Consider the following 22,032-nt stretch of genomic DNA (forward strand, 5'->3'; position numbering starts at 1 on the left):
CGGCCCCCGCGGCCGACTCCACGACCGCTGAGGCGAAGCCCGCCCCGACCGAGGCGGAGATGGTGCGTGCCCGCGAGATCCTCGACACCGTGTCGAACGCGTACTCCGCCCGCATGGTCGGGCAGGAGCGCCTGCGCACGAGCCTGCTGCTCGCGCTCATGGCCGGCGGCCACATCCTGCTCGAGTCGGTGCCCGGCCTCGCGAAGACCACCGCCGCGAGCACCCTCGCCGACACGGTGAAGGCCGACTTCAAGCGCATCCAGTGCACCCCCGACCTGCTGCCGAGCGACATCACCGGCACGCAGATCTACGACTCCGCGAGCGGCACCTTCCGCACCGTGCTCGGCCCCGTGCACGCCAACTTCGTGCTGCTCGACGAGATCAACCGGTCCAGCGCCAAGACGCAGTCGGCGATGCTCGAGGCGATGCAGGAGCGCCAGACGACGATCGGCGGGGAGATCCACCGGGTGCCGCGTCCGTTCCTCGTGATCGCGACGCAGAACCCGATCGAGCAGGAGGGCACCTACGAGCTGCCCGAGGCGCAGATGGATCGGTTCCTGCTCAAGGAGATCGTCGAGTATCCGAGCCCGGCCGACGAGCTCGAGGTGCTCGCCCGCATCGACTCCGGCGCCCTGGATCCGGACCGGCACGCGACCACGACGATCTCGCTCGCCGACGTCGAGCAGCTGCAGGACATCTCGTCGCGGGTGTACGTGGATCCGGCGATCCGCAACTACATCGTGTCGCTCGTCTACGTCACGCGCAATCCGGTGCCGTACATCGGCGAGACCCTCGGCGGCTACATCAAGTACGGATCCAGTCCGCGCGGATCCATCGCCTTCCTGCAGGCGTCGCGCGCGCTCGCCCTGCTCGCCGGGCGCTCGTACGTGATCCCCGAGGATGTGCGGAACCTGCGCCACCTGGTGCTCCGGCACCGGGTGCTGCTGACGTTCGAGGCGGAGGCCGAGAACGTACGCAGCGAAGACGTCATCGACGCCGTGTTCGGCGCCGTGCCGACCCCCTGATCCGCCGAGAGGATCAGGGACCGAGGACACCATGGCCAGCCTGCTGACGCCGGTGAAGGGCAAGCTCTTCATCGATTCGACACGCAAGTCGACGCACGCGCTCGACGGCGCGTACGCGTCGCTGCTGCGCGGGCACAGCCTCGATTTCGACGACCTGCGCGCCTACGAGTACGGCGACCAGATCCGCGACATCGACTGGAAGGCCACGGCGCGGCTCGGATCCCCTGTGGTGCGCCGGTCGCTCGCGACCCGCATGCACACCGTCCTCTTCGCCGTCGACACGGGCCTCGCGATGACCGCGCTCGCCCACGACGAGAAGCCGAAGAAGGATCTGGCGATCCTGACGGTCGGCGTGCTGGGACTGCTCGCGTTGCGGCACGGCGACGATTTCTGCCTGGTCAGCGGTGATTCCTCGGGCGTCCGCCGTCGCGAGATCGGCCGCAGCGAGGCCGCGCTGGAGCACACCCTGCGCACGATCGACCACGCGGTCGACGCCGCCGCCGCGCCGAGCGACCGCGACGCGGTGCTGTCGTACATCGCGCGCACGATCGCGCGACGCATGATCGTCGTCGTGGTCACGGACGACGCCCCGGTCTCCGACGAGACCGAGCGGCTGCTGCGGCGGCTGCGCGTGCAGCACGACGTGCTGTGGATCACGCTGCGCGACGCGGAGCCGGTGCTGGACCCTTCGACGGGCTCGGGGACCGGTGCGCGGTCGACGGGCTCAGGACCCGCCCCGCAGCGTGCGCGCCGCGATGTCGCGACGCGCTGGGCGATCCCCGAGTTCGTCCAGGGCGACGCCGAGCTCGCCGCCGAACTGCACGCCGCCGATGCCGCGGAGGCCGCGCGCACCGAGGCCCTGCTGCGCCGGCTGGAGATCACGCACGTGCCTCTGGCCGAACAGGACGAGGCGGTCGGCGCGCTGCTGCGGATGCTGGATGCGAGGTCGCATGTCCGGCACGGATGAGCTGTACCCTCCGGCCCAGTACGGCTGGGGCTGGATCCTGCTCGCGATCGGCGTCCTCGTGCTGATCGCCGGGATCGCCTGGCTCGTCGTCGTGCTGACCCGACCGCGCCGCGCGCTCGCCGTCGCGTCAGCGCCGACCCCGGTGCCGGCCTTCACCGCCGACGTCGCCACCGTGCTGCGGCAGGAGTACCTCGGCGCGATCGCGCAGATCGAGGCCGACTACCGCGAAGGACGCACCGACGCCCGCCGCGCCAACCTCGATCTCAGCCGCGTGGTGCGCGGCTTCGTGAACGAGTACAGCGGGATCGAGGCGCCCGTGCTGGCGCTCGACGACCTGGTGCGGATGGGCGTGCACCCCGCGCTCATCGATGCGATCGGGCGCAACTACTACCCCAGCATCTTCCGCCGCACCGCCCCGATCGACCCGCTCGTCGGCGCGGACGCCGCCCGGACGGTGGTGACCACGTGGTACTAGCCAACGTCTGGATCCTGCTCGCCGTCATCGGCGCCCTGCTCGTCGCCGTCGCGCTCGGCGTGCTCCTCGGGCTGCGCGGCCGCGGCACCGGATCCGCAGCACCCGGCGCCCCGATCGCGCGCGCCGAGCGGATCCGCTCCCTCCCGGCGTTCCAGCGCGCGGTGCGCCGACGCCAGGCGGCGCTCGCGGGCATCGTCGCGCTGGGCGTACTCGCCGTCGTGCTCGGCGGGGTGGTCGCCGCCCGCCCGATCGCCCAGAAGACGATCCAGCCGGTGTCCACGAACCGCGACATCATGCTGTGCCTGGACGTGTCCGGATCCATGACCGACGTCGACAAGGAGATCGTGTCGATCTTCGACAAGCTCGCCGACGGCTTCAAGGGCGAGCGCGTCGGGCTCACGATCTTCAACAGCTCCGCCGTGCAGGTCTTCCCCCTCACCGATGACTACCGGTTCATCCAGGAGCACCTGCGCAGCCTCATGAAGGGCCTCGACTACTCGACGGACGTCCCCGAGCAGTGGGTCGGCACGATGAACGGCGTCGGCGCCTCGCTCATCGGCGACGGCCTGGCCTCCTGCGCTCTCCGCTTCGACCACGCCGACGAGCAGCGCGCCCGCTCGATCATCCTCGCGACCGACAACGAGCTGAACGGATCCCCGATCGTCACGCTGCAGGAGGCCGCCGACTACGCGGCCTCGAAGAAGATCCGGATCTACACGATCAATCCGGTCGACGGCATCGACCAGCCCGACAGCAAGACGCTGGCCGACGCCGCAGCCACGACGGGCGGCAAGGCCTATGCGCTGCGGGCGACCACGACGGTCGGCGACATCATCAGCCAGGTGCAGAAGCAGGAGGCGACCCAGCTCAAGGGTCAGGCCACCGTGATCTGGACCGACGTGCCACAGCTGTGGATCGCCGCGCTCATCGTGATCGCGCTCGGCTTCGTCGTGCTGCTCTGGAGGGTGCGCCTGTGATCCTCCAGCCCGTCCTCGCACCGCTCCTGGTGCTCCTGCTCGTGCTGCCCGTGCTGGCCGCGACCGTGTGGATGCTCGTGCGTGCGCTGCGCCGTGCACCCGGTGGCGCCTCGACCGGCGCCGGTCCTGTGATCTGGGCACTGCGCGTGGTGCTCGTGCTCGCGTGCGGGGCGCTGCTGCTTCGGCCGGGCGTGCCCGGCGGGCACGTGCGCACCCTCGCCTCTGCGACGGACGTGGTGATCGCGATCGACACCACCGCGAGCATGGTCGCCGAGGACTGGGACGGCGTGAAGAACGGATCCGCGGGGAACGCCGACAGCACCCGCATGGCCGGCGTCCGCGAGGACGTGCAGCGTATCGCCGAGGCGTACCCCGGGGCGCGGTTCGCCCTCATCACCTTCGACGCGAACGCGGTGCTGCGCCTTCCGCTCACCACCGACACCGGCGCGCTCGTCTCGGCCGTCGAGGTGCTGCAGCCGGAGGTGACGCGGCAATCGAAGGGCAGCTCGATCGGCATCGCGAACCAGCTGCTCACGCAGACCCTGCAGAATGCGCAGAAGGCAGCGCCTGACCGCGCACGGATGGTGTTCTACCTCGGTGACGGCGAGCAGACGGTCTCCACCGAGCCCGAGCCGTTCGACAGCGCGAAGAAGCTGATCTCGGGGGGCGAGGTGCTCGGCTACGGCACCAGCCAGGGCGGCCCGATGCGCGAGACCACCGGCGCGTTCGGCGACACCGCGTCGGGCTCCGGCGCCGGGCCGTACATCCAGTACCAGGGATCCGATGCGCTCAGCCGCATCGACGAGAAGAACCTGCAGCGGATCGCCTCCGAGCTCGGCGTGGGCTACGAGCGCCGCACGGCCGACGCGAAGACCGTGCTCCCGCCCGCGCCGAAGTCGACCACCGCCTACCGCGAGGACGACCCGCTCACGCAGCCCACCGATCTGAGCTGGATCGTGGCGCTGGTGGTCGCCGCACTCCTGTGCGCCGAGATCGCCCGCGCGACCATGCTGATCGTGCGCATGCGCGGCCTCTCGGCGCGGCCGACGCCGGGAGGTGAGAACGCATGACCGCCACCGCGACGCCGGTTCCCGAGCGCGTCCCACCGGTTCCTGAGCGCGCCGAAGACGAGACGAAGGCCGCGCACGCCCTGCTCGCCGCGAACCGGCGTCGCCGCGTTGCGCGCCGATGGATCGCCTGGTGCTCGCTGCCGCTGCTGCTCGTCGCCGCGCTCTTCGTGGGCAAGCTCGTGAGTCTGTACGCCTTCGCGTACCAGTCGATCGTCACCTACGTCGCCGGCGACTACTCCGGGTCCGTGAGCGCCGCCGAGGGTCTGAACCCCGCGAACTGGTTCGAGCCCTACAAGGCCCCCTTCGATCAGGGCGTGGGCCTGGCCGAATCGGGAAAGCTCGCTGCCGGGCAGAAGAAGTTCGAGGAATCGCTGAAGCTCGCGCACGGCCTCGAGGTGTGCGCGGTGCGGTTCAACCTCGCCCTGGTGCTCGAGCGCGAGGGTGACGCGGCCGCCGACACCCAGGACCACGCCACGGCGCTCGAGTTCTACGCGCAGGCGCTGCAGGTCAACGCCGACCGGCCCAAGGAGTGCGACAGCAAGAAGGCGCAGGAGCAGTCGCCGGATCCGCAGCGCGACCTGAGCCAGTCGAACAAGGATCAGAAGGACCGACTGCAGCAGAAGCAGCAGGACGAGCAGCAGAAGCAGCAGCAGTCCCCGGATCCGAAGCAGGATCCGCAGCAGCCGCCGCAGCCGCAGACACCCGACCCGAACAAGCTCGACGAACTGCAGAAGAAACTGCAGCAGGGCGAGCAGGACCGCCAGCAGAACCAGCAGGGCGGCACCGACGGCGGCGGCAGCAGCGGGACGGACAAGCCATGGTAGAGCGCAGCGATCCGCCCCGGTACGTGTCCGATTCGGCCGGCGCCCCGCCCGTGCCGCCGCCCGGCGGCTACCGCGGTGCGCGGCGCGCGCTGCTGGGCACGGCGGTGCCCCTGGCCACGCCGGGTGTGCCGGCTCCGGCCGCTCCGGCTCCCGCGACCGGGGTCGTTGAGCACGGACGCGCGGAGCGCGCCCGAGACGAGACCCAGCGCCCTCTCGAAGGGAGCGTTTCGTCGCGCGCCGCCTCTGGCGGTGCGCGCTCGACGACCTCGAAAGCGCTGGGATGGATCGCACTGTGCGCCGCGATCGGCTTCGCCGTGATCATGCTGATCCTGCTCGCGATCGGCGCCGCCGACGCATTCTTCGGGGCGACCATGCTCGTGCTGCAGCTCGTGGTGCTGGGCCTCGCGATCGCCGCGCTGGCGACGAAGGCGGGTCGCGTGCTGGGCGCTGCCGCGCTCACGATCGCCCTCGTCCTGAACGTCGGCACGATGGGCGCCCTGAGCGCCGTCCGCGTCGCGGCGACCGGATCCTATGACGGGCACAAGACCGCCAAGCAGAAGCTCTGGGAGGCGTATCCCGGCATCAAGGACAAGGACCCGAGCACGTTCCTGAACCAGCAGTCCCTCGAGAAGCTGCAGGCACTGGCGGACGAGACCATGGCTGACGTGCGCGCCCGCTTGACGGCCGACTACGGCCTGCAGTGGGTGAAGTCGGCTGATGCCCAGGAGCGCCCTGAGCGCAACGGTTACGGCGGCGAGTCGATGCTGGTGCGCTTCACGTCGGACACCTGGGCGACGACGACGCCGGTGACCGGCTACGCCCACAAGCTCGAGGTCATGCAGACGATCGAGTCGGTGATCGCGCAGCACGGCTGGCGCGGCATGGTCGCGTTCAACGATCCGGGCAGCGGGGTGGATCCGGCGATGATCTCGAAGATGTACGGCGGGGCCACGCCCGAGACCCAGGTGAACTGGGAGTGGTTCAGCGACGACGAACCGGATCCGGGCTGGTTCTACGCCGACATCACCGATCTCGCGAACGACACGACGGGCGAGTACCGCGCGTCCCGCGAGCAGACCTCGCAGCGCACCGGCGAGCCCCTCGAGGGGCTGCAGCTCGCGATCGTGGGCCGCTACATGCTGAGCGAGAAGAAGGCCGGCGACTTCCAGAAGGCATTGACGAAGTACCCCTGACCGACGGGATCCGGCATCTTCGGCACCGCACCCGGTCGGCGGCAGGACCTGGCGCTATCTTCGATGCATGCAGATCTCCGCGCCCGAGCGCTCCGCGACCCGCCCGGCCCGCTTCACGATCGACATGAGGACCTGGTCCGTGGTTCGCCTCGTCGGCGCACTCGCGATCCTCACCGCGGTCGCCACTCAGCTCACCATCACGATGCAGAACGCGCTGGGGTCGACGACGCCCTGGGGCTCGCACCTGCCGACCGTGGTGACGAACTTCCTCAGCTTCTTCACGATCGAGTCGAACGTGTCCTCCGCCGTGGCGCTCATCCTCGCCGCGATCTGGGGGCTGCGCGTCGCCGCCTCCTCGAGGGGCGCTTCGTCTCGGTCGGCTTCGCCGTCCTCGCTCAACGACACCGGTGCGGCGGTCGAGCCGCGCTGGCTGGCGATCCTGCTCGCCTGCACCTCGACGTACATGATCGTCACCGGCATCGTCTACAACACCCTGCTGCGCGGCATCGAACTGCCACAGGGCACCACCGTCGTCTGGGCGAACGAGATGATGCACGTCGTGGGGCCCCTGATCCTGCTCGCCGATGTGCTGCTCGCGCCGCGCCGGCGCTGCCTCGGCTGGGGCGCACTCGGCATCATCGCGGCCTTCCCGATCGTGTGGGCCGGATACACGCTCATCCGTGCGAACCTCATCATCGCGCCCGCGACCGGCGAGCACAGCTGGTACCCCTACCCGTTCCTGAACCCGGCGCTCGTGCCCGGCGGCTACCTCGGCGTGGCCGGATACATCGTGGGCATCGCCGTCGCGATCCTCGCCGTGGGCGCCGGCGTGATCTGGGTCTCCCGCAAACGCGGCAGCTGATCCGGATCCGATCGCCTCGCTCTGAGCGTCGACGTCCGGCCGATCCGATCGCCGGACAGCGCGCTCCGCGGCGTCGAAACGCCGCCGAATCGAGCGCAGACCCGCCGATAGACTGGATCCCATGTCCAAGGTCCTCCAGTCCCTGCCCGTCGGCGAGCGCGTCGGCATCGCCTTCTCGGGAGGGCTCGACACCTCCGTGGCCGTCGCGTGGATGCGCGACAAGGGTGCTGTGCCGTACACGTACACCGGTGACCTGGGCCAGCCCGACGAGGACGACATCGCGTCGATCCCGGGCCGCGCGCTCGAGTACGGCGCCGAGGACTCGCGCCTGATCGACTGCAAGACCGCGCTGGTCGAGGAGGGCTTCGTCGCCCTGGCCTGCGGAGCGTTCCACATCCGCTCCGGCGGCAAGACCTACTTCAACACGACGCCGATCGGCCGCGCCGTCACGGGCACGCTGCTCGTGCGCGCCATGAAGGAGGACGGCGTCGACATCTGGGGCGACGGCTCCACCTACAAGGGCAACGACATCGAGCGGTTCTACCGCTACGGCCTGCTGGCCAACCCGCGGCTGCGCATCTACAAGCCGTGGCTCGACGCCGACTTCGTCACCGAGCTCGGCGGACGCCAGGAGATGAGCGAGTGGCTCGTCGCACACGGCTTCCCCTACCGCGACTCCGCCGAGAAGGCCTACTCGACCGACGCCAACATCTGGGGCGCCACGCACGAGGCCAAGACGCTCGAGCACCTGGACGTGTCCCTCGAGACCGTCGACCCGATCATGGGTGTGAAGTACTGGGATCCCTCCGTCGCGATCGAGACCGAGGACGTCACGGTGACCTTCGCCGGCGGCCGCCCGGTCGCGCTCAACGGCGTCGAGTTCGCCGACCCGGTGGAGCTCGTGTTCGAGGCCAACCGCATCGGCGGCCGGCACGGCCTGGGCATGAGCGACCAGATCGAGAACCGCATCATCGAGGCGAAGTCGCGCGGCATCTACGAGGCCCCGGGCATGGCGCTCCTCTTCATCGCATACGAGCGCCTCGTCAACGGCATCCTCAACGAGGACACCCTCGCGACCTACCACGAGCAGGGCCGGCGCCTGGGCCGCCTCATGTACGAGGGCCGCTGGCTCGAGCCGCAGTCGCTCATGCTGCGCGAGTCGATCCAGCGCTGGGTCGGATCCACGATCTCGGGCACCGTGACGATCCGCCTGCGCCGCGGCGACGACTGGACGATCCTCGACACCGTCTCCCCCAACCTGTCCTACGGTCCGGAGAAGCTGTCCATGGAGCGCGTCGGCGACGCCGCGTTCGGTCCGGTGGACCGGATCGGCCAGCTCACGATGCGCAACCTCGACATCGCCGACTCGCGTGCGCGCCTCGAGCAGTACGCGGGCCTCGGACTCGTGGGCGGAGCGACGGGCGAGCTCGTCGGCCGCGTGACGGCGGGCGAGGCCTCTGAGATCGCGGCCGCGGTCGAGGGCACGACTCTCGCCGACACCGAGGAGGCCCTGGCCGACGCGGTGGACGCGGCGAGCGAGGGCGCGGCGTTCGACGCAGGCACGGACTGAGCCCGGGTCTTCGAGGGGGGCGGATGCTGCGGCATCCTCCCTCGTTCCGGGACTCGCCCCCGGCGCCCTGCGCCTGCGCCCTCGCCGCGCCCCGCGCGACGCCTGCACGATCCTGCGACGGATGCACGATCGGATCCGCCGATCCCTCGTGCATCCGTCGCGTCGTCGTGCAGACGTCGCGCCGGTGCACCACCATTCACCGCTAACTTGCACATCGATGTGCAGGTTAGTAGTACACTGGTCCGGTGACAGACACCACCGCACCCCGCCGTCAGCGCAGGGACGCCGCCGAGAACCGGGCCGGCATCCTCGCCGCTGCCTCGCAGACCCTCGCCGCGGATCCGCACGCGTCCGTCGACCAGATCGCCCGCGCCGCCGGCCTCAGCCGCCGCGCACTGTACGGCCACTTCGACGACCGCACCGCGCTGGTGCACGCGCTGATCTCCGCGGGCGCAGCGCGCTTCAACGCCGTCGCACAGCGGGTCGACGACGCCGACAGCCGGATCGCCCTGGCCCGCCTCACCGCCGACCTGTGGCGCGAGGCCGCGCATGTGCAGGTGGCCGCGGCGATCGCGCTCAACGAGGCGCACGTGGAGGAGACCGCCGCCGCCCTCGCACCCCTGAGGCGCGTGCTCGCCGCGCTCGTGCGTCGCGGCCAGGAGGACGGCGAGCTGCGCCAGGACATGGCCGCCCCCACGCTCGCGCGCCTCATCGAGGAGAGCGCCCGCACCGTCGTCACCCGCACCGACGCCTCCTCCCCCGTCGCCGGAGACATCGCGGTGCGCGCCGTGCTCAGCATCGCGGGCCTCGGCTGGCGCGAGATCGACGCGCTGCTCATCGCGCACCCCGACCTCTCGTGGACCGGTGCGCCGGATACGCTTGCCACGATTCCCGCCGAGGAGGGCCGCGCATGAGGATCGCCGTGCATGACGTCAGCAAGGGCAAGAAGGGCCATGCGCTGCCCACCACGTCGCTCGAGATCGAGACGGGCCACGCCCGGTTCGTGCTCGCCGAGACCGAGCTGCGCCCCACGGTGCTGGGGCTCATCGCCACCGGCCGGATGCGTCCCGACACGGGCGAGGTCACCATCGACGGCACCCGGAACGACCGCGACCTGCGCCGCCGCATGGCGCTCGTCGACGCCCCCGAGGTCAGCGACCCGCACCCCGGGGTGACGCTCGCCGCGGTCGTGGGCGAAGAACTCATGTTCGCGGGACTCCCCGCCACCCCGCTGCACGCCCGGCGCTGGCTCGAGCAGATCGGCTTCGCCGAGCTCGCCGCGCAGCCGATCGGCACGATCAAGCCCTCTGTGCGCGTGCGCGTCATGGCCGAGCTCGCCGTGCTGCGCGACGACGTGGAGGGGTTCGTCCTGGTCTCCCCTGACCGTCACGGCGGACGGCCCGAGGGCTGGTGGCGCATCGCCACGGAGTTCGCCGAGCGCGGCTTCGCCGTGCTCGTGATCGTCGGCGGATCCGCGGCCGCCGTCATCGAACGCCTCCCCGAGGCGCTCGAGACCGACTATCCGTCCAACGCCACGGTCCCCGTCCGTCCGCTCGCCGACGTGACCGGATCCACGACCGTGAGGGACGCGGATCCGGCCACGCCGGTGGACGATCCCGCGGACACCCCTGGGGACGTCGAGCGAGCACCGGCGCAGCCAGAGCGAGACGAAACGCCGCTGCCCGCGGGAGACCCCGTTTCGTCTCGATCGGCTTCGCCGTCCTCGCTCAACGACCCCGTTGTGGAGGATCCGGCTGCCCCCGAGGCAGCCGACCCCGGGGAGGACCAGACGGCCCCCGTGCCGGATCCCGCCCCGGTCGCCAACCCCACGGACACCGACCCCACCGACACCGCGAACGGAGCCGAGCGATGAAGATCCCCGCGATGATCGGCGCCGAACTGCGCCGGCTGACCGCGAGCCCGATGGCCGTGATCGCCCTGATCGCCCTGATGGCCGTGCCGATCCTCTACGGCGGACTGTACCTGTGGGCCAACCAGGATCCGTACGGCAAGTTCAGCGAGGTGCCTGTCGGCCTCGTCGTCGAGGATGCCGGATCGACCTCGAACGGCACCACCACGAACTTCGGCGAGAAGGTCGCCGACAACCTCGTCGAGGGCAAGGCCTTCGACTGGCAGCGCATGAGCGCCCCCGCCGCGCGCGCCGCGCTCAAGAACGGCGACGTCGACTTCACGGTGACCATTCCGAAGACGTTCTCCGAGGCGCTGCTCTCCGCGTCCGGCACGAGTCCGCATCAGGCGCGGATCGAGCTCGAGACGAACGACGCCAACAACTACCTCGCGTCGTCGATCGGATCCGGTGCGGTCGAGAAGATCCGCCGCTCGGTCGCCGAGATGGTGGGCCAGGAAGCGGCGGACAAACTGCTCACGGGGCTCAGCGACGTGCGCGACAAACTCGGCGAAGCCGCCGACGGCGCCTCGCAGCTGCACGACGGTGCGAACACGGCGCTCTCCGGCAGCGGACAGCTCGCCGACGGCACGTCCCAGTTGGCCGACGGAGCATCCCAGCTGGCCGGTGGCACCGCGCAGATCGCGGACGGCTCGCAGCAGCTCGCCGCCGGTGCGGCGACCCTCGCGAACGGCGCACAGCAGGTGAGCGACGGGAACCAGCAGATCGCGCAGTACGCGAACGAGGCCGGATCGCTCGTTCAGCAGGCGACCGACGCCCTGCCCCAGGTGCGCAGCGACATCGCCAGCGCTCTCGCGGACCGCGGGCTCTCACAGGCGGAGATCGACGCGGTGCTCGCGAAACTGGATCCGCTCGGCGACGATCTGCGCAACGGCAATGACAGGGTGCAGGGCGCGGTCGGCAAGATCGACCAGCTCGCCGACGGCAGCGCCCAGGTCGCGTCCGGCAGCGCCACGCTCGCCGACAAGTCGCAGCAGCTCGCGAACGGTGCCCAGACCGCAGCCTCGGGCGCGGCGACGTTGAGCACGGGCGCGGCCGGCGCCCGCGACGGCGCCAAGGCCCTGCACGACGGCCTCGGCACCCTCGCCACCGGCATCGGCACGCTGCATGACGGCCTCGTGGCCGGCGTCGACGCGATCCCCGCCTCCACGCCCGACCTTCGCGAGCAGCAGGCGAAGACCATCGCGAACCCCGTCGACGTGTCCAGCGACAAGGTCGCCGCCGCGAAGGACTACGGTCAGGGACTCGCGCCGTTCTTCGCGGCGCTGGCCGGCTGGATCGGCATCTACGCCCTGTTCCTGATCATCAAGCCGATCTCGCGGCGCGCGGTGACGGCGCTGCACTCGCCGATCCGGATCACCCTCGCCGGCTGGCTCACCCCCGCGGCGTTCGGCGCCGTGCAGATGGTGGGCCTGCTCGGCGTGCTCGCCTGGGCGCTCGGGTTCACATTCCAGAACGGGTGGGGCGCGCTCGGGATCATGGTGCTCGCCTCGGCCACTTATGCGGCGATCATCCTCGCATTGAACGTCTGGCTGGGATCCGTGGGGCAGTTCGTGGGCCTCGTGCTCATGGTGCTGCAGCTCGTGACCGCGGGCGGCACGTTCCCGTGGCAGACGCTGCCCGCGCCGCTCGCCGCGCTGCACCATGTGCTGCCGATGGGATACGTGGTGGATGCGATGCGCCAGTTGATGTACGGCGGGCAAGTCGGGAGGGCGATGACGGATCTAGCGGTGCTGGGGATCTGGCTGGTCGGATCCCTGCTGCTGGCCATGATCGGCGTGACCCGGATGACGCACAAGCGCACGCTGCGCGACCTGCAGCCCAGCCTGATCGGCTGAGCGGCGGGCCGGCCGCCCGGATCCCGCTCTCGACAGGCCGCCATCCCGGGCTCGGATCCCAGCCTCGGATCCCGGCAGTGGGATCCGCGAAACCGAACTCTCGTCCCGAGACCGCGCAACTTATCGTGGGTCTCGGGACGCAGGTTCGGTCTCGCGGTCATCGTGGCGCAAGGGCGTCGGCCAGGACCGGACGGCGATCGCCCCGCGCTAGGATGCCAACACGTCTCGCGAGCTGCGACCCGATCCTTCCGGCAGTGAGACTCCGTGTCACGCGAAGGAGCGCTCATGTCGTCAGCCGATCCCACGGTGAAGCCCCGGCGCGCGGGCCGGATCGTCGGGCGCACCGCTTTCGGGGTGCTCGCGGGGATCGTGATCCTCGCCACCGCCGCCGCCCTTTTCCTGGTGTGGACCGTGCAGCGTTCGTTCCCGCAGACCTCAGGCGAACTGGCGGTCAAGGGGCTGCAGGCGCAGGTGACCGTGCAGCGCGACGATCGCGGGATCCCGACGGTCACTGCCGACAACACGCACGACCTGTTCTACGCGCAGGGGTTCGTGCACGCGCAGGACCGCTTCTGGGAGATGGACTTCCGCCGGCACGTCACGAGCGGCAGGGTCGCCGAGCTGTTCGGATCCTCGCAGGTCGCCACCGACGAGTTCCTGCGCACTCTCGACTGGCGCGGCATCGCTGAGAAGGAGGTCACGGCGATGGACGCCACCACCCGCGGCTTCTACCAGGCCTACGCGGACGGGGTGAACGCCTACCTCGCAGACCACAAGGGGGCAGAGGCATCCTTCGAATATGCCGTGGTCGGCATGACCAATCCCGACTACGGCATCGAGCCCTGGACGCCCGCCGATTCGGTCGCCTGGCTGAAGGCGATGGCCTGGGATCTGCGCGGCAACGTCGAGGACGAGACCACCCGTGCGCTGCTGGCTCCCACCGTCGATGCCACCACGATGAACGAGATCTACCCCGCGTACCCGTTCGACGAGCACCCCGTCATCGTTCCGACCATCACGCCGATGGAGCAGAGCGGGAGCGGGGCGGCCGCCGCGAGCACGTCCGCGACCTCACCGGACGGGACGGGATCGAACGCCGCTCCCGCGGGGACGGCACCCTCCGCGGCGCCCACCGGCGCAACCCCACCCACGGCCGGCGCGACCCCACCCACCGCCGGAGCCGCGGCGAGCGCGTCGGCGACGGTCCGCTGGACCACCGTGCGCAACACCCTCGAGGCCGTCCAGACGCTGCTCGGAGACCCCGGCGAGGGCATCGGATCCAACTCCTGGGTGGTCTCCGGATCCCTCACGGCGACCGGCAAGCCGCTGCTCGCGAACGACCCGCACCTGGGCGCGGCGCTCCCCTCGGTCTGGTACCAGATGCAGCTGCGCTGCCGCACGGTAAGCACCGCCTGCCCGTTCGACGTGGCCGGGTTCTCGTTCTCCGGCCTTCCGAGCATCGTGATCGGGCACAATGCGAACATCGCCTGGGGGTTCACGAACCTCACCACCGACGTGACCGACCTGTACATCGAGAAGATCGACGGTGACAGCTACTGGCGCGACGGCGTGCGCGTTCCACTGCAGACGCGCACCGAGACCGTCAAGGTCGCGGGCTCCACCGACGTCACGCTCACCGTCCGCTCCACCGCGCACGGCCCGATCGTCTCCGGGCTGACCGACGACTTCACCGCGCTCGCGAAGGCCCCCATCGTGGGGCGCACCGACACGACCTCACCGGGGGGCGAGACGGGCGTCGCCCCCGATGCCGCGACCGACGCGCTTCCCGGGCAGTACGCGGTGAGCCTGCGCTGGACCGCACTGGATCCGGGCACCACGTCGACCGCCATCTTCGCCATGAACACCGCTGCGGACTTCACCGACTTCCGGCATGCGGCGTCGCTGTTCGACGTGCCAGCGCAGAACCTCATCTACGCCGACCAGAAGGGGAACATCGGGTATCAGACGCCGGGCCGCCTGCCGATCCGCGGTGCGGGCAACGGCTACTACCCGCAGCCGGGGTGGACGAGCGCATCCGACTGGACCGGCTACATCCCCTTCGAGAAGCTCCCCGTGTCCTACAACCCCGACGCGGGCTACATCGTCACCGCGAACAATGCGATCGTGCCGGACAGCTACCCGTACTTCCTGTCGCGCGACTGGGACTACGGCTATCGCGCTGCGCGGATCGCCGATCTCATCGAGCGCACCGCGAAGCAGCATCCGCTCACCGCGCAGGACATGCGAGACATCCAGTTCGATCAGCAGAGCTGGATCGGCAAACAGCTCGCGGCGGAGATGCAGGAGATCCCGGCCTCGAAGGACGCCGGCGTGCGCGGGGCCGTGGCGCTGCTCAAGACGTGGGATGCACAGGCCACCGCCGACTCCCCCGCTGCGGCTTATGCGAACGTGCTCTGGCAGCACCTGGCGCTCAACCTCTTCGCCAACCGCGAGCATCCGCTGCCGATGGACGGGCAGGGTCGGCTGTTCACCGTGGTCGGACCGATGCTCGAGAACCCGGACGACCCGCTCTGGACCAACCCGAAGATCGGCGTGTCCGGGCGCGACGAGATGCTGGCTCTGTCGGCGAAGCAGGCCTACGACGAGCTCTCGAAGGCGCAGGGGCCGGATCCAGCTCGGTGGAACTGGGGCGATCTGCACGCGATCACGCTCACGCACCAGACGCTCGGCAAGAGCGGCATCGCGCCGATCGAGTGGCTGTTCAACCGCGGACCGTATCCGGTCGGGGGCGGATCCTCCCTCGTCGACGCCACCGGCTGGACGCTCGGCGGCTCCTACGCGACGACCACGGTGCCGTCGATGCGGATGGTGGTCGACCTCTCCGACTTCGACGCCTCCACGTGGAACCACCTCACCGGCGCGAGCGGCCACGCCTTCAGCCCGCACTACACCGACCAGACCGAGAACTGGTCGAAGGGCGTGCAGTCCCCCTGGGCGTTCACGAAGAAGGCGGTGGACGCCGCAACCGTCGACACCCTCGTGCTGAAGCCCGCGGGCTGAGCCGGGTCGGCGTCCTCACCGCCGCATGGAGTGGAGGCCACAGTGCTGAATCGCGGCATCGGCCTCTTGCCCAGCCGACCCCACCCTCTGGGGGCCGTTCCACCGGAGGCCGGCGGTCCATCCGGCTGAAGAAGTCTCGAATGGCTGGACCATCCCCGCCGGATCCCTCCGCCAGGCGGGCAGAGCTCAGCCAGCCGCCCCAGCCACGCTCACAGCGTCCAGGTGTGCACGGGGTCTCCGGTGTGCATGCGCTCGAGGTAGTCGGCGAGCATTCCGTGCAGCGCCTCCGACCGCGTGGCGCCGGCGCGTTCGCGGGCGGCGACGGCCTCCCGCTGCCACACCGCGCCGTTGCGGCCCGTCAGGCAGCGCTGCTCGATGACGCCGAGGTAGCGGTCGCGCGCGACCGGATCCACCCCGAAGCCGTCCAGCCCTTCAGCGGCGAGTGGCAGGAGCCGGCGCAGCACGAGCTCGCGCGGACCGATCCAGCCCACCTCGGGCCAGTACAGCCGCGACTCGATGCCGTCGCGCGCCGCGGAATGCAGGTTCTCCTCGGCGGCGTCGAACGTCATCTGCGTCCACAGCGGCCGGTCGGCCAGGGCGAGACTGCGCACGAGGCCGTAGTAGAAGGCGGCATCGGCCAGCACGTCCACGATCGACGGCCCGGCGGGAAGCACGCGGTTCTCCAGACGCAGGTGGTAGCGGTCGCCGTGCCCGTCGTAGATCGGCCGGTTCCAGCGGTAGACGGTGCCGTTGTGCATGCGCAGCTCGGAGAGCGCGGGAGTGCCGCCGCGCGCGAGCACCTCGAACGGATCCTCATCGGTCGTCACCGGTAGCAGGGCCGGGAAGTAGCGGGAGTTCTCCTCGAAGAGGTCGAAGATCGAGGTCACCCAGCGTTCGCCGAACCACACGCGCGGGCGCACCCGCTGGTTCTTCAGCTCGACCGAGCGGGTGTCGGTCGCCTGCTCGAACAGCGGGATCCGGGTCTCGTGCCACAGGGCCCGCCCCGCGAAGAACGGCGAGTTCGCCGCCAGAGCCACCTGCACGCCGGCGATGGCCTGCGCCGAGTTCCAGTAGGCCGCGAAGTCGGCGGGGTCGACCTGCAGGTGCAGCTGCACCGAGGTGCACGCGGCTTCGGGCAGGATCGTGTCGCACACGATGTCGAGGCTCTCCCGGCCGCCCGCACCGCCCAGTGCGGAGCCGTCGAGGCGCAGCTCGATGTCCTCACCTCGGGCCGCGAGGATCTGCTGGCTGAGCAGGTCGTAGCGCGGATCCTCGGAGAGCCACTCGCTCGTGAAGTGGTGCTCGTCGAGCGTCGGGAGCATCCCGATCATCGCGAGCCCGCACCCCGTGCTGCGCGCCTTGGCGTCAGCGGCGTTCAGCGCCTCGCGCAGCGAGTCCTCCAGCCGGATCACGTTGCCGCCGGCGAGGGGGCGCGGTTCGACGTTGATCTCGATGTTGAACTGACCGAGCTCGGTCTGGAACGCGGGATCGGCGATCGCCTCGAGCGCCCGTGCGTTCGCCATGGCCGGGTCGCAGGCGTCGTCGACCAGGTTCAGCTCGATCTCGAGACCCAGCCGCGGCTCTGACACCTCGAACTGGCCGTCGGCGAGCATGCTGGCCAGGGCATCGAGGCACCGCGCCGTCTTCTCGCGGAACCGTGTGCGGTCCTGCCGGGTGAACACCCGGTCGTCGACTCGGTCTCCCATGAGCAGAAGCTACTCGCCCCTTGTCGGCGCGTCGAGGTCGGATCCGACGATCCCGGGGGCTCACACCCGGACGTCCTGCTCCCGTGCGGCGCGGAACGCGATCGCCGCGATGCCGAGAGCGGATCCGAGGAACACGACCGCGAGGATCGCCCAGCCGGCGAAGCCGAGCGCGATGGCCGTCGCGTTCACCAGGATCGGCGCGACCAGGGAGCCGATCGAGAACGTCATGCCGAACACGCCCTGATAGGCGCCCGCGCGCACCGGATCGGCGAGCTCGAAGCTCAGACCCCAGCCGCCGGCCTGCGACAGGATCTCGGCGAAGGTGTGCGCGACGAGTGCGACGAGCAGCACCGCGACGGCCGCCACGACAGGGAGTCCGGCGGCCGAGGCGTAGACGAAGCAGGCGCCCGCCATGAGCGCGCCGGCGATCAGCGAGACCTTGCCCGCGACGCGCAGATCGTGCGTGTTCCGCGACAGCCGCACCTGGAAGAGCACGACCAGCACGGTGTTCGAGATGAGGAGCACCGAGACGGTCGCGTCCGGAGCGGTGGTGGCATGAGTGATCCACAGCGGCACGCCGACCTCGGCGACGCCGAACTGCATGCCGAACGCGGCGGAGAACAGGGTGAGGAGCAGGTAGCGGGGATCGCGCCAGGGCGAGCGGGCGCGCCAGTCTCGACGGAGTTCGCGCTCTGCGGCCGCCGTGGCGGCGGTGTTCACGGATCCGGTCTCGGTCGTGATCTTCTCGGCCACCCGCGCGACGGCATCGACGGACGCGGGCAGCCGCAGCAGCGGGATCGCACCGATCGCGCAGATCGCCCCGGCGATCACGATGACCGCTCGGTAGGCGACGGGGGTTCCGATCGCGAGTGCGATCGCGGCGACACCGGATCCGGCCGCGATCGAGAGGTTCGTCACGGTGCGCAGCACCGCGCGAGCGTGCACGCGGTTGTCCCCGGTGAAGCCCCGGGCGATCACCGCTGAGCGGGACGACTGCGCCAACGCGTCGAGGAAACCGCTCGCGACGGCCAGCGCGATCGCCGTGGCGAACGTGCCGACGAAGGCGTACGCGATAAGGAGAAGTCCCGCCGCGACTTCGAACACGAACGACAGCCGCCGCGCGCTCCACCGGTCGGCGAGCCATCCGCCGAGGAACGACGCGAGGATGCTGCTGCCGCTCGCCGCGGCGAGGACGATCGCCGCCTCGCCGCCGCTGAGCCCGACCACCCGGATGAAGTACAGCACGGTGATCGACAGGAAGACGCCGCGGCCGATGCGCGCCACCGTGGTGGCGGCGACCAGCGCCCGCAGCACCGGATCGTCGAGGGATCCGATGATCCGGCCGATCGGACCCGGGCGGCGCAGGGTCTGCGTGCCCGCCGGATCCGAACTCATAGGGTTCGATCCTATGCCGCACGCGACGGGAGGCCGCGGTCGGCGCCGGCGCGACCGTCACCCACGCCCTGGCCTCTGCCCCGCGGCCGCGGACGCCCCGGCCCGCGGCCCCACCGGCATCGATCTGCGACTCAGGCGGCGGCCTACGCTGGTCCTGTGCAGCGGACGACGATCGAAGGGGTCCGGATCGCCTGGGCTCGTTCGGCGTCCGACGTCCGCCGGGAGACCGCCCACGCCCTGATCCGGTCTCTGGCCGCCGAGCTGGCCCCGGGTTCCGACCTGCGGATCGTGCGGCGTTGCGTGCAGTGCGGTGGACCGCATGGGCGGCCGCTGCTGCCCGACGCCCCGCTGCACGCGAGCATCGCGTACGCGGAGCCCTGGGTGGTCGTGGCCGTCACCCGCGAGCAGGACTCCGCCGCGATCGGGATCGACGCCGAGCACGCGGGGACGATGCCTGCCCTCCGCGCGCTGTTCGCCCCGGCCGACCCGCCGGATCTGCGCGGGTGGACGGCCATCGAGGCGGCGCTCAAGGCCGACGGGCGGGGGCTCGCCCTGCCGCCGGATCAGGTGCGATTCACCCCCGACGGCTTCGCGACTGTGCCCGGCGGCGGCGACTTCCGGATCCTGCCGGTCGATGTCGACCCGGAGTTGATCGTCACCCTCGCGAGACGGCCTCCGGACTCAGGCCCGAGACCCACTCCTCGACGGTGACCACCTCGGCCTGACGCGGGAACACCTTCTCCAGCAGCACCCGGTGCACCTCCGCATCCTGATCCGCACAGGCGTCCGCAAGGACCGTGAGCCCGAAGTCCTGGTCGGCCGCATGGCGAACGGTGCTCAGCACGACGCCACTCGTGGCGACGCCCGCGAGCACGAGTTCGGTCGCACCGAGCCCTCGGAGCACCACGTCGAGGTCGGAGGCGAAGGCGCCGACGCGGCGTTTGACGACGATCGGCTCCCCCGGCCGCGGGGCGAGGTCGGCGACGACCTGCGACGCCTCGGCCGACTCCACGAGAAGTGGTCCGAGCGGTGAGTCCTTGATCGCGCCGAAGGCCTTGTTCCGCGCGGACGCCTCGGGGAAGCCCTCGCGGAAGCCGACGCGCACGAAGACGACGGGGATCGCGCCCGCGCGGGCCGCGTCGAGGGCGCGCCGCGCCGCCGGGATCACGCCGGGTGCGAGCTCGGCATAGCGAGCCGCGAAGCCGTTCTGGAAGTCCATGAGCAGGAGTGCAGTGGTCATGCGCGGCATCCTCGCACACATTAGACAGTTTTACCTGTGCAGTTTAGGCTGTCGATATGCCCGAGACTCCGTCCGAGACCTCCACGGTCACGCCGACCCCCACGCAGACGGCGCTCGATCTGCGCACCGTCGTCGCGCGCCTCCTCCGTCGGTTCCGTGAGGCAGGAGCCGACGACGCGCTCACGCCGTCGCAGGCGTCGGCCCTCGCCCGACTGGGCAAGGGCGGTGTCTCGACGGTGAGCGCCCTCGCGTCCGCTGAGCGCGTGCGGCCGCAGTCGATGGCGGCGACGGTCGAGGCCCTCGAGAGCGCCGGCTTCGTCACCCGCAGCCAGGATCCGAACGACGGACGCCGCCAGATCATCGACCTCACGGACGCCGGCTGGGCCCGTATCGCGGGCCAACGGGACGCCGCGGCGGCCTGGCTCGAGCACGCACTCACCGAGCTCGACGCGGAGGATCTGCGCGCGGTCTCGGTCGCGATGTCGGTGCTCGAGCGGATGCTGCCCTGATGCCGTCCCGCCGGGGCCTGCAGGGAGGGCCGGCGCCCGAAGGCCGCTTCGATCGGCGATTGCTCGCCCCGATGATGGTGGGGGCGATCCTCAACCCGATCAACACGGCCATCATCGCCGTGGCGCTCACCCCGATCGGCCTCGCCCTGGGCGCTCCCGCCCGCGAGACGGTGTGGCTCGTGTCGAGCCTCTACCTCGCCACCGCGATCGGTCAGCCCCTGGTCGGCCGGCTCGTCGACATCTTCGGGGTTCGCTCCCTGTTCCTGCTCGGCGCGGTGCTGGTGACGGCCGCCGGCGCGATCGGACTGCTCGCCCCGGAGAGCCGCGACAGCATCTGGTGGCTCGTCGCGGCGCGCGTCATCCTCGGCCTCGGCACGTGCGCCGGCTACCCCGCCGCGATGCACATGATCCGCGCGGAGGGCGAGCGCACCGGCGTCGCCTCCCCCGCGGGGATCCTCACCCTGCTTTCGGTGACGACGCAGACGATCGCCGTCGTCGCCCCTGCGCTCGGCGGCGTGCTGATCGGCGCCTGGGGCTGGCGAGCCACGTTCGCGGTGAACGTGCCGCTGGGACTCGCCACGCTGCTCCTCGGCGCCCTGTTCCTGCCACGCCGGACCGGTCTGGAGCCCGCCCCCGAGGATCGCCCGCGGATCGACGGGATCGGGATCATCCTCTTCGCCGTGGCCATGCTGGCGCTGCTGGTCTTCCTGCAGAACATCGCGCCCGCGTTGATCTGGCTGCTCGCCGTCGCCCTCGTCGCTGGCGGGGGCTTCGTCTGGTGGGAGCGCAGGATCTCGGATCCGTTCATCGACGTGCGGGTGCTCTCCGGCAACGGTCCCCTGCTGCTCAGCTATGTCCGGTCGCTGCTCACCGCGACCATCTCCTACACGTTCGTGTACGGCTTCACCCAGTGGCTCGAAGATGGGCGCGGTCTCACGCCGACCGTAGCGGGGCTGATCCTGCTGCCCGTGTTCGCGACCGGGATCGCCGTGGCTCTCGCGTTCGGGCGGCGCCCCGAGGTCGTCTGGAAGCTGCTGGTGGGATCCGTCGCGCAGCTCGTCGCCGGCGTGCTGGTGCTGTTCATGACCGGGACCTCCCCCATCTGGTTCCTCGTGCTCGCGATGCTGATCCTCGGCATCCCGCAGGGGCTGAACAACCTCGCGATCCAGAACGCGCTGTACTTCCAGGCCGAGCCCGAGCGGATCGCGTCGTCCGCGGGACTGCTGCGCACGTTCTTCTACCTCGGCGCGATCGTCTCGGCCGTGATCTACGGCAACGTCTACGGCGCACGGGCGACGACACCCGGCCTGCACGTCCTGGGCTGGGTCGTGGTCGGGATCGCGGCGGTGTTCCTGCTCATCACGGTGTTCGACCGATCGCTCGCCCGGATCGGGCGCTCCGATCGCGGCGACGCGGCCTGATCTTGCCGTCCG

Annotated in this window: 19 protein-coding genes; 16 read left to right on the forward strand and 3 right to left on the reverse strand. The window is 70.8% G+C overall.

Annotation, left to right across the window (positions count from 1 at the left end):
• From LXM50_RS07785 to LXM50_RS07845, 13 genes are all read left to right on the forward strand, one after another.
• The coding region (locus LXM50_RS07785; RefSeq protein ID WP_374107817.1) for an AAA family ATPase at nt 1-1,025 on the forward strand (1,025 nt) is incomplete at its 5' end.
• 31 nt (nt 1,026-1,056) lie between these two features.
• A complete protein-coding gene (locus LXM50_RS07790; protein ID WP_233310752.1) occupies nt 1,057-1,992 on the forward strand; it encodes a DUF58 domain-containing protein in 936 nt (311 codons plus the stop codon).
• Complete coding sequence (locus LXM50_RS07795) at nt 1,976-2,467, forward strand: hypothetical protein (protein ID WP_233310753.1); 492 nt, start codon at nt 1,976-1,978, stop codon at nt 2,465-2,467. The genes LXM50_RS07790 and LXM50_RS07795 overlap by 17 nt, the downstream gene beginning before the upstream one ends.
• Nucleotides 2,458-3,444, forward strand: a complete 987-nt coding sequence (locus LXM50_RS07800) for a VWA domain-containing protein (RefSeq protein WP_233310754.1) — start codon at nt 2,458-2,460, stop codon at nt 3,442-3,444. Before LXM50_RS07795 ends, LXM50_RS07800 begins: the two co-directional genes overlap by 10 nt.
• Entirely contained in the window at nt 3,441-4,514 is a 1,074-nt protein-coding gene (locus LXM50_RS07805; protein ID WP_233310755.1) for a VWA domain-containing protein, read from the forward strand. The genes LXM50_RS07800 and LXM50_RS07805 overlap by 4 nt, the downstream gene beginning before the upstream one ends.
• A complete protein-coding gene (locus tag LXM50_RS07810; protein ID WP_233310756.1) occupies nt 4,511-5,338 on the forward strand; it encodes a hypothetical protein in 828 nt (275 codons plus the stop codon). Before LXM50_RS07805 ends, LXM50_RS07810 begins: the two co-directional genes overlap by 4 nt.
• Nucleotides 5,332-6,531, forward strand: coding sequence for a hypothetical protein (locus LXM50_RS07815; protein ID WP_233310757.1), 1,200 nt, complete (start codon nt 5,332-5,334; stop codon nt 6,529-6,531). The genes LXM50_RS07810 and LXM50_RS07815 overlap by 7 nt, the downstream gene beginning before the upstream one ends.
• 67 nt (nt 6,532-6,598) lie before the next feature.
• Nucleotides 6,599-7,393, forward strand: coding sequence for a Pr6Pr family membrane protein (locus tag LXM50_RS07820; RefSeq protein WP_233310758.1), 795 nt, complete (start codon nt 6,599-6,601; stop codon nt 7,391-7,393).
• Nucleotides 7,394-7,514: 121 nt separating this feature from the next.
• On the forward strand, nt 7,515-8,963 hold the full coding sequence (argG, locus tag LXM50_RS07825; protein ID WP_233310759.1) for an argininosuccinate synthase: 1,449 nt from the start codon (nt 7,515-7,517) through the stop codon (nt 8,961-8,963).
• 245 nt (nt 8,964-9,208) lie between these two features.
• Complete coding sequence (locus LXM50_RS07830; RefSeq protein WP_233310760.1) at nt 9,209-9,877, forward strand: TetR/AcrR family transcriptional regulator; 669 nt, start codon at nt 9,209-9,211, stop codon at nt 9,875-9,877.
• Complete coding sequence (locus LXM50_RS07835; RefSeq protein WP_233310761.1) at nt 9,874-10,836, forward strand: hypothetical protein; 963 nt, start codon at nt 9,874-9,876, stop codon at nt 10,834-10,836. The genes LXM50_RS07830 and LXM50_RS07835 overlap by 4 nt, the downstream gene beginning before the upstream one ends.
• The gene (locus LXM50_RS07840) at nt 10,833-12,728 is read left to right on the forward strand and encodes a YhgE/Pip domain-containing protein (protein WP_233310762.1); all 1,896 of its coding nucleotides are present in this window, start codon (nt 10,833-10,835) and stop codon (nt 12,726-12,728) included. The genes LXM50_RS07835 and LXM50_RS07840 overlap by 4 nt, the downstream gene beginning before the upstream one ends.
• A 285-nt stretch (nt 12,729-13,013) precedes the next feature.
• On the forward strand, nt 13,014-15,749 hold the full coding sequence (locus LXM50_RS07845) for a penicillin acylase family protein (RefSeq protein WP_233310763.1): 2,736 nt from the start codon (nt 13,014-13,016) through the stop codon (nt 15,747-15,749).
• 209 nt (nt 15,750-15,958) lie between these two features.
• Here the strand turns inward: LXM50_RS07845 and LXM50_RS07850 are convergent, their stop codons facing one another.
• Entirely contained in the window at nt 15,959-17,455 is a 1,497-nt protein-coding gene (locus tag LXM50_RS07850) for a glutamate-cysteine ligase family protein (protein ID WP_233310764.1), read from the reverse strand.
• A gap of 60 nt (nt 17,456-17,515) precedes the next feature.
• The gene (locus LXM50_RS07855; RefSeq protein WP_233310765.1) at nt 17,516-18,850 is read right to left on the reverse strand and encodes an MFS transporter; all 1,335 of its coding nucleotides are present in this window, start codon (nt 18,848-18,850) and stop codon (nt 17,516-17,518) included.
• Nucleotides 18,851-19,006: 156 nt separating this feature from the next.
• Here LXM50_RS07855 and LXM50_RS07860 point away from each other — a divergent pair, with 156 nt between their 5' ends.
• Nucleotides 19,007-19,561 carry a 4'-phosphopantetheinyl transferase superfamily protein gene (locus LXM50_RS07860; RefSeq protein WP_233310766.1) on the forward strand — a complete coding sequence of 185 codons (555 nt, stop codon included), beginning with the start codon at nt 19,007-19,009 and terminating at the stop codon, nt 19,559-19,561.
• Here LXM50_RS07860 and LXM50_RS07865 read toward each other — a convergent pair.
• Nucleotides 19,506-20,090 (reverse strand): cysteine hydrolase family protein, encoded by a 585-nt coding sequence (locus LXM50_RS07865; protein ID WP_233310767.1) that lies wholly within the window; start codon nt 20,088-20,090, stop codon nt 19,506-19,508. The two genes, LXM50_RS07860 and LXM50_RS07865, sit on opposite strands and share 56 nt — an antisense overlap.
• Before the next feature lie 56 nt (nt 20,091-20,146).
• Here LXM50_RS07865 and LXM50_RS07870 point away from each other — a divergent pair, with 56 nt between their 5' ends.
• Both LXM50_RS07870 and LXM50_RS07875 read left to right on the forward strand, forming a co-directional pair.
• The gene (locus LXM50_RS07870) at nt 20,147-20,599 is read left to right on the forward strand and encodes a MarR family winged helix-turn-helix transcriptional regulator (protein WP_233310768.1); all 453 of its coding nucleotides are present in this window, start codon (nt 20,147-20,149) and stop codon (nt 20,597-20,599) included.
• On the forward strand, nt 20,599-22,020 hold the full coding sequence (locus LXM50_RS07875; RefSeq protein ID WP_233310769.1) for an MFS transporter: 1,422 nt from the start codon (nt 20,599-20,601) through the stop codon (nt 22,018-22,020). The genes LXM50_RS07870 and LXM50_RS07875 overlap by 1 nt, the downstream gene beginning before the upstream one ends.
• Nucleotides 22,021-22,032 lie beyond the last annotated feature (12 nt).

This window comes from Microbacterium sp. Au-Mic1, assembly GCF_021341785.1.
GTDB lineage: Bacteria > Actinomycetota > Actinomycetes > Actinomycetales > Microbacteriaceae > Microbacterium.